Raw genomic sequence first — 13,656 nt, forward strand, 5'->3', positions numbered from 1 at the left:
CAAGAAAAGCGAGAAAAACCCATGCCCTTTACACTATCAAAGCCGATGCGTTTTGGCGATTGCGACCTCACCGGGATCGCCTACCATCCGGCCTATCTGTCCATGCTGGTCGACGTCAACGAAGCGATGTTCGCGTCATTTGATGTGACATGGAAAGAAATCATGTTCGAGCGCAAACTGGGCTTGCCGACCGTGACCATGAACCTCGAGTTCAAGAAGCCTGCCGTTTACGGCGATGTGCTGGATTTTGCCGTGTATGTGCGCGCCATCGGTCGCGCCTCGCTCGATCTCGAAACCATCGTGACCGTTAACGGCGACATCATCTGGACGGTGCGCCAGCGCATCGTGATGACGTCGCTGACCGACCATAAATCCCATCCCTGGCCCGACGATATCCGCGCAGGCCTGACACGTTATCTGGAGCCAAGACATGATGCATGAAATCATCCAACCGGACGGATGGGCAAAGCCCATCGGCTATTCGAACGGTATCAGCGCCCGCGGGCGTATCGTTCAGGTCGGCGGCCAGATCGGCTGGGATGAACATTGCCAGTTCCATTCCGATGACTTCGTCGATCAGGTCCGCCAGACGCTTTTGAACATCGCCAGCGTGCTGGAGGCTGCCAATGCCAAGCCTGAGCATCTCATCCAGATGACATGGTATTTCACGGATCGTGAGGCCTACAAGTCCCGCATGCGGGAAATCGGTGCCATCTACCGCGAGATCATCGGTCGTCACTTCCCGCCCATGGCCGCCGTGCAGGTCGTGGCGCTGATGGAAGACCGCGCCAAGATCGAAATCCAGTCGCTAGCCGTGGTTCCGGACTGATTTAGAGATCAAAGAGGAGGAGAATTCGATGACCAGCAAAGTCATGCCCGTGATTACCCGCAAGGGCGAGGAAGATCCCGGCACCGGCCAGTCCGGCGGCTGCGTGCGCATCTCCGGCGTCAGCCCGCAGCACACGCCTGCCACCAAAATCTGGTTCGGCAAGGTCTCCAACGACCCCGGCTACCGCTCCTATCCGCACCACCATGGTGAGGCCGAGACCGGCGGTTATGTGCTCAAGGGCAAGGCGCGCATCTATTTTGGCGAGACCTGGCAGGAGTTCCTCGACATGGAGGAAGGCGACTTCATCTTCGTACCGCCGAACTGGCCACATATCGAAGTCAACATGTCCACGACGGAAGAACTGGTCTGGCTGACGACCCGCACGCCCGACAACATCGTCGTCAATCTGCCCGACGTTGATGACAGCGTATTGGTTGGCTTCAGGAGAGCAGAATGAAACTGTTGAGACTAGGCGCGCTTGGTGCTGAAAAGCCCGCACTTCTGGCTGATGATGGCACATTGCGCGATCTCTCCGGCATCGTCTCCGACATCGCAGGCGAAGCTCTTGATGATGAGGCTCTAAACCGAATCCGCACCATTGATCCGGCAAGCCTGCCAGTCGTGTCCGCCGATCGCGTCGGTGCCTGCGTCGGCAATGTCGGCAAGTTCATTTGCGTCGGACTGAACTATGCCGACCATGCCAAGGAGACCGGCAAGGAGCCGCCTCCCGAGCCGATCCTGTTCATGAAGGCAACAACAGCGGTCGTCGGTCCCAATGACGATGTCGAAATACCCCGCACCTCCGCCAAGACCGACTGGGAGGTCGAGCTCGGCGTGGTCATCGGCAAACGCGCCAAATATGTCACCGAAGCCGATGCGTTGTCGCATGTCGCCGGTTATTGCGTGGTCAACGACGTGTCCGAGCGCGCCTTCCAGTCGGAACGAGGCGGGCAGTGGACCAAGGGCAAGAGCCACGACACCTTCGGCCCCATCGGCCCATGGCTGGTGACCCGTGACGAGGTTGCGGACCCGCAGAACCTGTCGCTCTGGCTCGATGTCGACGGCCAGCGTCGTCAGACAGGCAACACATCCACCATGATCTTCGGCGTTGCCCATCTCGTCAGCTATATCAGCCAGTTCATGACGCTGATGCCGGGCGACGTCATCGCCACCGGCACACCGCCGGGCGTCGGCATGGGCATCAAGCCAACGCCGGTCTTCCTTCAGCCCGGTCAGGTCATGACGCTCGGTATCGAAGGCCTGGGCGAACAGCGCCAGACCACCATCGCAGCGAGGGTATGACCATGAGCGATCTCAAGGGCCGTCTGGCCATCGTCACCGGCGGTGCGCGCGGACAGGGCGAAGCCGAAGCGCGGCTGTTTGCCTCCAAAGGTGCAGCCGTCATCATCGCCGATGTGCTTGACGAGGAAGGTCGCGCCCTGGCGCAGGCCTTGCAGGATGACGGGTTGGAAGCGCGTTTCATCCATCTCGATGTCACCGATCCCGAAAGCTGGGCTGGCGTCATCGCACTTGCCACCGAATGGAAGGGCCGCATCGATATTCTCGTCAACAATGCCGGCATCATCAATCGCTCGACGGTCGCGACGACAGGTCTGGAAGCATGGGAACGGGTGCTGAAGGTCAACCTGACCGGCGCCTTTCTCGGCATACAAGCGGTCACCGACCGCATGGCGGAAGGTGGCGGCGGCTCCATCATCAACATTTCCTCCAATAGCGGCTTTTCCGGCCATTACGACCCGGCATATACCGCCAGCAAGTGGGGCCTGCGTGGTCTGACCCGCAGTGCGGCTATGGAGCTGGTTTCGAAGAACATACGCGTCAATGCCGTCTGCCCTGGCCTCGTCGTCACCGGCCTCAACGCCAGCAGCCCGCATTTGAAGCCGATGATCGAGATGACTCCGATGAAGCGCAGCGGAAAACCGGAGGAGATCGCCGAACTCGTGCTGTTTCTGGCCTCCAACGCATCCAGCTTCATCACAGGCGAGGACTTCGTCATCGACGGTGGCTTTACGGCAGGCGCTGCTTATTACCGAGTCGCAAAACAAACGGGTATTTTCGAGGAGTGACCAACTAGGCTCTCAGTGCCTGGTCCATCGCCAACATCAGATGATCTTACCACGCTCAAATGGCACCAGAGTTAGTGAACACAATTGTTCCGTGGGGGTATTCAACGATTTCTGCAAGGTGGATTGCATCATAAATATACGTGCCGGAACGAGTATTCATTTGGTTGATCTCTGGATCAGAGATGAGGGTACGCAACAGTCGAGTGGCCGCTATTCCACTGACAACTATCCAGAAGACGATACGCTCTGTGCCCGGGTTGCCGAGGGTGATGCGACAGACGTCGACCGCACGGTGAGTAGCGCCTACGAGGCATTCAGGTCGTTCGGAAAAAGCTTAGCGCTGAAGCGCGAGGCGTGGCTGTCGAAGGCCACAGCATTAGTTGAAAAGTACCGCGGCGACTTTGTTGACATACTCGTCAATGAGGTTGTTTCGCGCGGTGCCAAAGCCAACTTCAAAGTCAACTAAGCTGCTTGCGCTCAGCCGCAGGTGTGTCGCGCCATATTGCAGGCCAGACGATTCCGTAAGATATGCCCGGCCGGTTTGCGATGTCGATCCGTAGGCCACTTTTGCGTTGTCGCTGCAATCTCGCCGTTCAGCGTGCCGCTTTTAAAAGAGTCGCGCGTTCTCGGTATCAAATTCTTCCAAGCACTTCACTTGATCTCCGTTCAGGCCACTGAATTCTGCCACAACCCATTGTATGTAACGTACGTTACCCCTGACCGAATGGATCGCCTCCGCCATTGATTGCCCTGCGCATTTAGCACCTCAACATGACGAAGATCCGTGACAATCTCTTCTGCCTTGTGTCTCTTCGCTGCCGTTTCAATGCTTTCGGGCTGGCAAGGCAAACTTCTAGAAGAAACACTTTTCATGGGGCAGACCACCCAAGATAGACCTCTCTGGGTGATCCGCGCTATAAAAATCACCCTCCGAAATCATTTGAATAGAGCGTGGGAATGCCGCCTCTTCATCATGCGATCCAAGAGCACGCCCCCTCCCTTCAGATACGCTCCGTCTGTCCATTGGCAATGCCTTAGCCACTTAGGCAGCATCGCGCAATGTTTTTCCCGTGCCTAAATTGTTCTCCAGACAAAACTGACTGAGCAAAGTTTTGAGTGCAGCAGCTTGCGTTGCCAAACCGTGGCTGGCAGCAGTTTGCTCTTCCACCATAGCTGCGTTCTGTTGTGTATTCTGATCCATCGTATTGATCGCTGTATTGATCTCGATCAGGCCCGTGGATTGCTCGCGGGTGGAAATAACAATTGCGCTGACATGGACGTTGATTTCCTGGACCTCGGCTACGATCGTCTCCAATGCACGCCCCGTCTGGCCGACAAGTGCCACGCCGGACTGAACCTGGGCACCAGATGTTGTTATCAGCGCCTTGATCTCATGAGCTGCACTCGCCGAGCGCTGGGCGAGTTCACGCACTTCCTGCGCCACCACCGCGAAACCCTTGCCTGCTTCACCGGCACGGGCCGCCTCCACACCAGCATTCAGCGCCAGAAGGTTGGTCTGGAAGGCGATCTCGTCGATTACGCCGATGATGTTTTCGATCTTGGTTGAGGATTTTTCGATCCCTGCCATCGCATTCATTGCTTGGAGCACAACGTTGCCCGAATTTTCGGCGTTACCTCTGGCCCGGCCGACCAATTTGCCCACTTCCTCGGTGCGCTGTGCGCAATCACGCACAGTTATGGTTATCTGTTCTAGGGCGGCAGAAGTTTCCTCAACGGAAGCGGCCTGCCGTTCGGTGCGATGGGCCAAGTCATCTGCAGCATTGCGGATTTCATTGGCACCGGAATCGATCGCATCGGCATTCTCGCCCACCGCGACCAGCGTACGATTGAGGTTGGCGATAGAGCCATTGAAGTCGGTGCGAAGACGGTCAAGATGAGCAACGAATGGTGTGACAATGCGATGCTGAAGGTTGCCGTGCGAAAGTTGGACCAATCCCTCAGCGAGAGAATCAACTGCATGCTGCGTAGTGGTGGCATCACGGGCGGCTGCGGCCTCACGCTCGTGGCGCTCCTGTTCGGAAAGCGACCGGTTGTGTTCCGCGGCACCCTCAAGCCGCAGGCGCTCTTGTGCATTGGTTCGAAATACCGCCACAGCCGCGGCCATGGAGCCGATCTGGTCGGAACGGTTCTCGCCGGGAATGGCCACATCGAGCTTTCCCTGAGCCAGTTTTTCCATCGCAACGGTCATCTGCGTGACAGGATTGACAACCAGACGACCGAGAAGGAAAGTCAGGAAGGCTATCATCGCTGCTACCGCCAGAATGGTGGCAAGTGTTGCGGCAACACGGAACTGGTTGATCGACGCATAGGCTTTATCCGCATCGACGGCGAAGCCGATATACCATTCGACGCTCGGCAGGCCGCTCACGGGTACAAAACTCACCAACGCAGGTTTGCCTGACATCTCGGTCAAGATCACATCTTGTGAAACAACTGGCTTGTCAAAAGGCATCATGCTGCTCATGGGTTTGTTGGCAAGTTCCGCATCGGGGTGAATAAGGATCTGGCCGCTTTTGTTGACGAGAAAAGCAAAGCTCCCATCACCGACATTGATAGATTTGATGATTTCAATCAGTGTGATCAGAGTAACATCGGTTGCGGCCATGCCAGCCAGCTTGCCATCACGCTTGACAGGAACGACAACGCTGACAACCAGATCGCCAGTCGCTGCATCGATATACGGCTCCGTTAGCACGGTCGTATCGGCCTTTGCCGTAGTTTGGTACCACGGGCGCTTGCGCGGATCATAACCTTCAGGCATCGGCGTAACGGGCCAGTTGGTAAAGCGGCCGTTCTCATCGCCGAAAGCGGTCGACCTGAATTCCGCCACAAGCCTGTCGTTAAATAGTGCCGTCTCCATTGCCTTCTGATCAGGAGCCTTCGCAATGGCCGCAGCCACAAATTCTGTGAGAATGACGCGGCCGTTCAGCCAGTTGGCAATGCTGTGGGCAGCCTGCTTGCCGGAGGACTGGATATTACTCTCTACTGCGCGCGTTGTCGCACTGTATTGCAGGCTGTCTATATAGATCGAGAAACCGGCAAAAGCCGCCACAACGACAAGCGAGGCGGCAACCAGTATGCGCGTCATGAGATTCGATTTTCGAGACATGGAAAGCCCTCCAGATGCGCGGCAGCGAATTGGGCACGCCGCCCGGTCTATTGCCGGTAAGATAATGGGACATGCCCTAAGGGGCGTCGCAATCCACACGCATCATGCGGTTTCGGGCAAGATTTATTCAAAATTTGTAAATAAACCCGCAGTTTAATGCTTTGAGAAGCACGCTTATTGAAAGCGTGCTGGTGAAAATCTTGAAGAAAGCACATTTGAAGGCTTGCCGGATATCTCGCCCGCCAGAACCTGTGCCGTTGAAGGCCCCAATGTGAAGCCGTGATGACCGTGGCCAAAGTTACACCAGATGCCGTCCGTGCCAGGCAACTTGCCGATGACGGGCAACATGTCAGGCATGCAGGGTCTCCATCCTGCCCAAGGTTCATGTTCGACCAGGCTTCCCAGATCCAGCACTTCACGTGCCGACTTCTCACCCCGTTCCAGTTGCTTCGAGGTTTTGGGTGCATTCGGGAAACGCGCAATTTCTGCGCCGGTCGTCAGCCGCAAGCCCTGCTTCATGGGGCAGTAAAGGACCGCCGCCGCCACATCGAAAAGCGGGCGGGTGGGGAGGGAAGGAGCATCATAGTGACGGTGATAACCGCGCTTGTATATCATCGGGAACACATGCCCGAAGCGGCGCAAAAAGTTTGGGGACCAGCTTCCGAGAGCAACCACTATCTGTTCAGCCTTCAATATTCCACCATCGTTCAACGTCATCTGCCAGCCTGCCCCCGATGCGGCGAGCGTTGTGGCATCTCCTTGTAGGAGGCTGCCGCCCCGGCTCTGAAAGAGATCGGCATAAGCCCGCACCAGAGCAGCGGGGTCGATGCAACTGCGGCTGGCACGCCAATGAATGGCACCAGCGAAATCGCGCTGCAACACAGGCTCTTCTTTTCGCAAGTCTGCGTTGTAGAGAATTGTCGCCTGTATTCCATACTCACGCGTTAAACGCTCGGCGTTTTGTGCGTCCTTGTCGAATGCAGACAAACCCCGGTGCATCTGGATGTATCCGGTTCGTCTGATAAGCCCCTCGGCTCCGGACGCTTGGATGAGTTGATCGTGGGTTATGCCGGAGGGTTCAATGATGGTGCGGTAGACCGATGAAATCTCTCGATGCCGAAGAGGTGCCGAGTTCAGAAAATACGCTGCCAGCGAGCTGGCAGCGGCGGGAAGAGCAGCGAGCTGGTAGTTTACGGAGTTGTCCAGCCCGAACGCCATACGGACCAGGCTTACGGGATCGCGCGGAAAGCCATAGGGTTCGGTGGCCTCGACCTGGATAATACCTGCGTTCCCGTAGCTGGCCTCACTGGCTGAGGGATTACGGTCCACGATAGTCACGTGATGCCCGCATTCCTGCAAGGCCAACGCGGTCGTGACACCGACCATGCCCGCGCCGAGAACGATAAAATCAGTCATGTGCGATCACAATTCCTGCGTTTGGGCGATAACTGTAATTTCGATCAATGCGTCAAGCACCAGATCGGTGACGATCGTGGTTCTGACGGGAAGATCGCCTTCAGAGAAAAATGTCCGGTATGCCTGATTGAAGCCTGCGAAATCATGCTTTTGAACTAGGTAGCAGGTGCAAGAAACAATATCCCGGCGCGAGAGACCAATACCGGCCAGCGTAGCCTCTATCCGGTTCAGGGTCGTTTCAGTTTGCTGGGTAATGTCTCCGACGATCTGGCCAGCCGCGTCAAAGCCAAGCTCTCCAGACAGGTAAACAGTGTTGCCGATACGGCGGAGCGACGAAAATGGCAGTGTAGATGTTGTCATTACGATTTGTCTTTCTTGTCTATGTTTTCAAGAAATCTGGCGTTGCGGTAGCGTCCAGCCGCGCTCAGATGTCATTGCGTTCATGATAGCTGTGAAGAAACGCTTCCAAACGGGGGTCGGAAGGATTTCTGAAAATTTCGGACGGACTTCCCGTGGCAACCATTTTGCCGGACACCATGAAGGCCACCTGATCGGCCACATGCGAGGCGAAACCCATTTCATGGGTGACGACAACCATCGTCATACCTTCTGCGGCAAGCGTCTTCATCACCTGCAAAACCTCCCCGATCAGTTCAGGGTCAAGCGCGGAAGTCGGCTCATCGAACAGCATCAAACGGGGTTGGACTGCGATAGCGCGTGCGATTGCCACGCGCTGCTGCTGTCCACCGGACAGGCGGCTGGGATAGTTCTCCGCCTTGTCTGAAAGACCAACCTTGGTTAGTGCTTCCATCGCTTTTTCCTTCGCCTCGCGAGACGACAGACCGCGAACCTGGATAAGAGGCTCTGCAACATTCTGTAGAGCCGTCATATGTGGCCACAGGTTGAACTGCTGGAAGACCATTCCGATCTTGCGGCGCATTTCGCGCAGTCTCGCAGAAGACATACGCCGGCCGCCGGGGCTATCATAGCCGACCAGTTCTCCGTCGATACGCACTTCACCGGAGTCATACTGCTCCAGAAAATTGATACAGCGAAGGAGCGTGGATTTGCCTGATCCAGAAGGACCGATAAGGCAGGTCACCTTGCCCGGCGGGACATGAAGCGAGACTTCATGCAGCGCCTTAAAGGTACCAAAGCTTTTTGAAACCTTCAAAAGGTCAGCCGAAGACATGGACATAACGGTTCTCACTTTATCAGGTAATGGGTGACACGCTTCTCGAGCATCCGCCCGAAAAGCGAGATGGCCTCAACGAAAATCCAGAAAAAGAGCGCGAGTGCGATATTCGCTTCAACGAAGGCAAAGGTTTCCGCCGACATGGTCTGCACCTGATACAGGAGTTCCGGCACGGTAACGACGGACAGGATGACGGTTTCCTTTGTGAGGATAATCGCGAAGTTGGTCAAAGCCGGTAGTGTCGAAACCAGCAAGATCGGGATCATGATGCGGCGAACGATGCTTGCTTCCGAAAAGCTCATTGCCCTGGCGGCTTCGATCTGTCCGTGAGGGACCGACTGGAAACCGGCACGGAATATTTCTGCGAAATAGGGGCTGCCATAGATGATCAGACCAACCAGACCGGCTTCAAGACTTCCCAGTCGCAAACCCAGATGTGGACCACCGTAATACAACAGAAAGAGCTGTACGAGAAACGGCGTGCCTCGAATGATCTCGATATAGGTTTGCAAAATTGCCCGAATAAAGCCGTTCGAATAGCGTAGTATAATGGCAATAGTGAACCCGACAACTGCACCGCCTATGGTGCCGATTGCCCAACACAAAACCGTCATTGCGAAACCGGATAGGAGCGCCGGACCGTATTCAATGAAGAGGTTGATATCCATCAGATCGCGCTCCTTTTTTCAAGAAAACGCCCAAGCAGCGCGAGCGAAAGATTGATGATGAGGTAGACCGCAGCAGCCGAACTGAAGATTTCAAGCGGGCGATAGGTCGCCGAAGACAAGGCCTGGCTTGTTCTGGTCAACTCTGTGATGCCAACAAGCGAAACCAGTGACGAGGCCTTTACCAGCAAGATAAGTTCGTTGATCAGTGCAGGCAGCGAAATCCTGAAAGCCTGCGGCAGAATGATCCGTGTCCATATCCGTGTTGGAGCAAATCCGAGCGTCACCGCCGCTTCGCGCTGGCCTGGCGGGATAGCGTTGATAGCACCACGCAGATATTCAGCGACATAAGCTGACGAACACAAGCCGACGGTCCCAACGGCAGCCACCATGGCCGGAACGTTCAGACCGATGACGGGAAGCATGTAGTAGAACAGAAGAAGCTGTACGAGCAGCGGCACGCCACGGAAAAAGCTCGTATAGATGGCGCTGGCCGTGCGGATACTGCGAAGTGGCGATATTCTGGCCGCACAGAGTGCCGCACCAAGAACAAGCCCGATGGCCACTCCGAGGACCGACACCAGCAGTGTCAGTCTCGCAGACCAAAGCAACTGGGGTATATTGTCAATAATGACCTGAAATGAGAACACTGTCGCCTCCCGACTGACGGGCAGCTATGAAGCTGCCCGTGACGAACTCTCTACTACTTGACGTCTGGAAAAGTCTTCGGCAGCTCGATAACCTGTCCGAACCACTTCTTCTGAATGTCGCCAAGTCGTCCGTCGTCCTGCAGTTTGACGAGGATCGTGTTGATTTCATTGACCAGAGCAGCGCTCTTCTCTCCCCTGCGTGCTGCCCAGGCGTAATAGGATTTTTCGCCGAATGGGGGGCTGACTGTCGAGAAGAGTTCGGGACGTTTCGAAGCGGCATAGGCGCCAAGCGGAGCGCCGTTGGCCACAGCATCGATGCGCCCTGCAGCGAGATCGGCATAGGCGTCTTCAGTAGATGCGTATTCCTTGACCGTGACGTCTTTGAGCTTGGCGGCGAAAGACTTCAATTCAGCCAGTTCTGCTGACCCCTTCTGTGCAGCGATTGTCTTGCCTGTGATGTCTTCAGGCTTTGCGATCGTGTCGTCGCCAGTGCGTTTGACCAGCCCGACGGTCGCATCGGAAATCGGCAGGGTGAATGTGTAGCGCTCCATACGCTCATGCGTGATCGTGACCGGAGCATTCGTCATGTCGAATTTGCCAGCTTCCAGACCTGGAAGCACAGCCGTCCACGGAAGGTCTTGATATTCCGGTTTCACACCCAGTTCTGAAGTCACGAGATCGCCCAGATCACGGCAGAAGCCTTCGTACTTCCCATTCACCAGCATATCGAAAGGCGGGTAAAGCATTTCTGTGGCGAAATGGATTTTACCGCTCGCCTTGATGTCTGCCAATTGGTCGGCATGCACCGATGAGAAACCGATGGCGACTCCGGCAAGGCAGACTGCCGCAGTTTTCACGAATGTTGAAATGCCCATTATGTCGCTCCTTATTGTTATCAGGGCACTGACGCATCACTTCGCGCGCCCCTATTCGCGAAATGGTCTTTCTCAAAAAAATCACTTTCCTTTTCCCAGAATGATTTTTTTGTTCACTGGCCAATTGATATTATGTATATACCTATTATTCTGTCAATGATGTATTTCGTACTTCGCAATTATCCTGGGCACACGGCATGGATGAGAGCGTGGATGGCGAAACCAAATAGTGTGGCAGACAATGGTGCTGCTTCGCATGGGAGTGCATCGGAATGAAGAACCGGAACGTCATCTTGTGGAAGGTACAGACATGTCACTAATCGAGGAAAATGCTCTCAAGTCCCGCCCGGAAGTCGCGGCACTTCCTGTCTACAATGCCGGAATAACGGCCTCGGTCGCCAGGCAGGTCAGCGGGAGGCAAGATATTGCAGCGCTTGCAAGCAACGAAAACCCCTATGGCGTTTCGCCTGCCGTGACCGCAGTCCTGACTTCGATAGATCCGTCTCGCTATAGTGATTCCGCCGCAGTCACGCTGCGTCATGCCTTGTCAGAGAAACTCGGCGTTGGAATTGAACGGATTACGTGCGGGAACGGGTCGGAGGAACTGATTGCAGCCCTATGCCGCGCCTATCTGCAAAAAGGTGATGTCGTCCTGACGGTATCTCCCAGCTTCGGGCTTCACGAGATCGAGCCGATGGCGGCAGGTGCACAGGTCATCAAAGTGCCGATGACCGATAAGCTCGAATTTGATATCGATGCTCTGGAAGAGCAGCTTGCCCGGCGACCGAAGATCGCTTTCATCTCCTCGCCGTCAAATCCTGTTGGTGTAGCCCTTGCACTGCCTGTACTCGAACGACTTCTGGCCGCCACGCTTCCCGGAACCCTTTTTGTTCTGGACGAGGCCTACTTCGAACTTATCGATTCTGACTATCCCGATGGTTTGAAGGTGCTGGAGAACCGACCGGGCCTGTCCTGGGTCGTCCTACGCACTTTTTCCAAGGCCTATGGTCTGGCGGGCCTGCGGGTAGGATATGGCATTGCTTCCGATGCCGGGATTGCCCGCGCCATGCGTTCCACCCTTACGCCATTTAACGTCAACTCCGTTGCACAGGCGGCGGCTACCGCTGCCTTGCAAGATGAAGACTGGATGCGCAACGCCACAGCAAGGATCAAGGCTGACCGGGTAGTTCTCACGGAACGCTTGCGTAAAATGGGCGTCCGCGTTGTGCCATCGCAGACCAATTTCCTGTTTCTCGATCTTGGGAAAGAAGCATCACCGGTAGCGAAAACCTTGCTTCAAAAGGGAATAATCGTCAAACCTTGGATGGAGGCGAATTACACCAATTTTCTGCGAGTGAGCATTGGAACCGCAAAGGATAATGAGAGATTTGCACAGGAACTCGAGCCGCTCCTCGCACGCACATAGTCACGAGGTATGACGATGTCGAAAAAGGATACCGCCTTGAAAAAACGTCCCCTTGGCCGCGCTGCGGCCATTGGGCTGACCCGCGAACGCATCGTCGAGGAAGCCATCGCCCTCATCGATGATGAGGGTTTGACCGGGTTTTCGGTGCGTGCGCTTGCGCGCCGCCTGCACGTCTATCCAACGGCTTTGTATTGGCATGTCGGTGGCGCGAAGGCTGATCTTTTCGCTGAGATATCAGGGTCACTGATAGCAAGCCTGGTCAAGCCGGATGAGGTTTCGGACGATTGGCGTGAAACGATCCGGATATTGTTCCGGCGCTTTCGCGCGCGCATTCATCAGCACCCACGGGCAGCACCTTTATTGGGGCCGCATATTCGCTCCAATGGAGCACCAAACGCTCCCTGGGTCGAAGTCATCCTGCACGCATTGACCAAAGCAGGTTTCGACGGACAGAGTCTGATCAACGCCTTCAATGCCGTCGTCGGTGCGCTTGAAGGCTACGTCACCATCGAGCTTGCGGCAGACAGTGCAATTGCGGGGTCGGAGTGGGTAACGGCCTTTGACGAAGGGCTGGAAGACCTCGACAAGAAGGAATTTCCGCTTGTTACGCAACATCTTCCCCAGATGTACAATCGGGCATTCGTCATGCGCTGGCAAAATGGCGAATCCGCCCCTCTGGATGATGGATATGACTTTCTGCTCGAAACGCTCATTCTGGGGCTCGAGGCACAAGTCAAACATAACCGGGAACGAGAAACGAAACCACGAATCCGGAGTGTATGAGGTTCGAAGCAGGCCGATTCCGGCACTCAGACGGGGAAGATGCGGATGAGGTAGGCATCGACCGCCATACTGGACGTGATTGTGACAGTGCTTTCCAATATGCCGCAATCGCGCGCGCCAAGCTCTTGTGCATGATCCCCAGGGTCGATCCGCAGATGGCCGAGCGAAAGAAGCAGCGTGACGCCATTTTTGGCATGGATTTGGTGCTTGCCATCGAATGTCCGGCGCTCGACCTTGTGCGTCCATTGTCCCCGCCGGGTCATGATGTTGAGATCAACGATGGCGCCTGAAACAAGACGTGCGGACGTCGAAGCATCAGCCGGAAAGGCCAATGGTTCCGATGCCCGGGTTAACACTATGGGTTCCCGTCCGGCAATGTCCAACTCCATCCCTTCGCCCTCAAGGATCGAAAGGGTGCGATCGATTCCGGAAAATATGGAGAAAGGCCCATCGCTGGCGACCTTTGCCATGCTGACACGCCAGCCAAATTCAGACAGATCGGCCTGCGGTGGAAACACTGCGATCTCTGTTGTTTCGCCGCCGCCGTTCTTCCACGGCATGCGTCGGTGGTCCTTGTTGCGCAATATCTTCACGGCAGCG

The 13,656-nt window shown here is 55.8% G+C and carries 16 protein-coding genes; 8 read left to right on the forward strand and 8 right to left on the reverse strand.

What is annotated here, in order from left to right:
- The first annotated feature begins 21 nt into the window (after positions 1 to 21).
- The 6 genes from RQI55_RS23195 to RQI55_RS23220 all read left to right on the forward strand — a co-directional run bounded on the left by RQI55_RS23195 (position 22) and on the right by RQI55_RS23220 (position 3,382).
- The gene (locus tag RQI55_RS23195) at positions 22 to 441 is read left to right on the forward strand and encodes a thioesterase family protein (RefSeq protein WP_311273621.1); all 420 of its coding nucleotides are present in this window, start codon (positions 22 to 24) and stop codon (positions 439 to 441) included.
- On the forward strand, positions 434 to 829 hold the full coding sequence (locus tag RQI55_RS23200; RefSeq protein ID WP_311273659.1) for a RidA family protein: 396 nt from the start codon (positions 434 to 436) through the stop codon (positions 827 to 829). Before RQI55_RS23195 ends, RQI55_RS23200 begins: the two co-directional genes overlap by 8 nt.
- A gap of 28 nt (positions 830 to 857) precedes the next feature.
- Positions 858 to 1,286 carry a cupin domain-containing protein gene (locus tag RQI55_RS23205; RefSeq protein WP_311273622.1) on the forward strand — a complete coding sequence of 143 codons (429 nt, stop codon included), beginning with the start codon at positions 858 to 860 and terminating at the stop codon, positions 1,284 to 1,286.
- Positions 1,283 to 2,131, forward strand: coding sequence for a fumarylacetoacetate hydrolase family protein (locus RQI55_RS23210; protein WP_233124438.1), 849 nt, complete (start codon positions 1,283 to 1,285; stop codon positions 2,129 to 2,131). Before RQI55_RS23205 ends, RQI55_RS23210 begins: the two co-directional genes overlap by 4 nt.
- Before the next feature lie 2 nt (positions 2,132 to 2,133).
- Positions 2,134 to 2,916 carry a glucose 1-dehydrogenase gene (locus RQI55_RS23215; RefSeq protein WP_311273623.1) on the forward strand — a complete coding sequence of 261 codons (783 nt, stop codon included), beginning with the start codon at positions 2,134 to 2,136 and terminating at the stop codon, positions 2,914 to 2,916.
- Between the two features lie 160 nt (positions 2,917 to 3,076).
- Positions 3,077 to 3,382, forward strand: a complete 306-nt coding sequence (locus RQI55_RS23220) for an aldehyde dehydrogenase family protein (protein WP_311273624.1) — start codon at positions 3,077 to 3,079, stop codon at positions 3,380 to 3,382.
- Positions 3,383 to 3,958: 576 nt separating this feature from the next.
- Here RQI55_RS23220 and RQI55_RS23225 read toward each other — a convergent pair.
- The 7 genes from RQI55_RS23225 to RQI55_RS23255 form a co-directional block, all read right to left on the reverse strand.
- The gene (locus RQI55_RS23225) at positions 3,959 to 6,046 is read right to left on the reverse strand and encodes a methyl-accepting chemotaxis protein (protein ID WP_311273625.1); all 2,088 of its coding nucleotides are present in this window, start codon (positions 6,044 to 6,046) and stop codon (positions 3,959 to 3,961) included.
- Positions 6,047 to 6,220: 174 nt separating this feature from the next.
- Entirely contained in the window at positions 6,221 to 7,462 is a 1,242-nt protein-coding gene (locus RQI55_RS23230; RefSeq protein ID WP_311273626.1) for an FAD-binding oxidoreductase, read from the reverse strand.
- A 6-nt stretch (positions 7,463 to 7,468) separates the two neighbouring features.
- Positions 7,469 to 7,822, reverse strand: a complete 354-nt coding sequence (locus tag RQI55_RS23235; RefSeq protein ID WP_311273627.1) for a RidA family protein — start codon at positions 7,820 to 7,822, stop codon at positions 7,469 to 7,471.
- A gap of 64 nt (positions 7,823 to 7,886) precedes the next feature.
- Positions 7,887 to 8,660, reverse strand: coding sequence for an amino acid ABC transporter ATP-binding protein (locus RQI55_RS23240; RefSeq protein ID WP_311273628.1), 774 nt, complete (start codon positions 8,658 to 8,660; stop codon positions 7,887 to 7,889).
- Positions 8,661 to 8,668: 8 nt separating this feature from the next.
- On the reverse strand, positions 8,669 to 9,325 hold the full coding sequence (locus tag RQI55_RS23245; RefSeq protein WP_311273629.1) for an amino acid ABC transporter permease: 657 nt from the start codon (positions 9,323 to 9,325) through the stop codon (positions 8,669 to 8,671).
- The gene (locus RQI55_RS23250; RefSeq protein ID WP_311273630.1) at positions 9,325 to 9,972 is read right to left on the reverse strand and encodes an amino acid ABC transporter permease; all 648 of its coding nucleotides are present in this window, start codon (positions 9,970 to 9,972) and stop codon (positions 9,325 to 9,327) included. The genes RQI55_RS23245 and RQI55_RS23250 overlap by 1 nt, the downstream gene beginning before the upstream one ends.
- A gap of 53 nt (positions 9,973 to 10,025) precedes the next feature.
- Complete coding sequence (locus RQI55_RS23255) at positions 10,026 to 10,847, reverse strand: transporter substrate-binding domain-containing protein (protein WP_311273631.1); 822 nt, start codon at positions 10,845 to 10,847, stop codon at positions 10,026 to 10,028.
- Positions 10,848 to 11,157: 310 nt separating this feature from the next.
- Here RQI55_RS23255 and hisC point away from each other — a divergent pair, with 310 nt between their 5' ends.
- Both hisC and RQI55_RS23265 read left to right on the forward strand, forming a co-directional pair.
- Positions 11,158 to 12,273: a histidinol-phosphate transaminase gene (gene hisC / locus RQI55_RS23260; RefSeq protein ID WP_311273632.1), complete on the forward strand. Its 1,116-nt coding sequence runs from the start codon at positions 11,158 to 11,160 to the stop codon at positions 12,271 to 12,273.
- Between the two features lie 36 nt (positions 12,274 to 12,309).
- Positions 12,310 to 13,056 (forward strand): TetR/AcrR family transcriptional regulator C-terminal domain-containing protein, encoded by a 747-nt coding sequence (locus RQI55_RS23265; RefSeq protein WP_311273633.1) that lies wholly within the window; start codon positions 12,310 to 12,312, stop codon positions 13,054 to 13,056.
- Between the two features lie 26 nt (positions 13,057 to 13,082).
- Here RQI55_RS23265 and RQI55_RS23270 read toward each other — a convergent pair whose 3' ends face one another.
- On the reverse strand, positions 13,083 to 13,649 hold the full coding sequence (locus RQI55_RS23270; protein WP_311273634.1) for a HutD family protein: 567 nt from the start codon (positions 13,647 to 13,649) through the stop codon (positions 13,083 to 13,085).
- Positions 13,650 to 13,656 lie beyond the last annotated feature (7 nt).

The organism is Rhizobium sp. WCS2018Hpa-16 (genome assembly GCF_031843705.1).
GTDB classification, from domain to species: Bacteria; Pseudomonadota; Alphaproteobacteria; order Rhizobiales; family Rhizobiaceae; genus Agrobacterium; species Agrobacterium tumefaciens_C.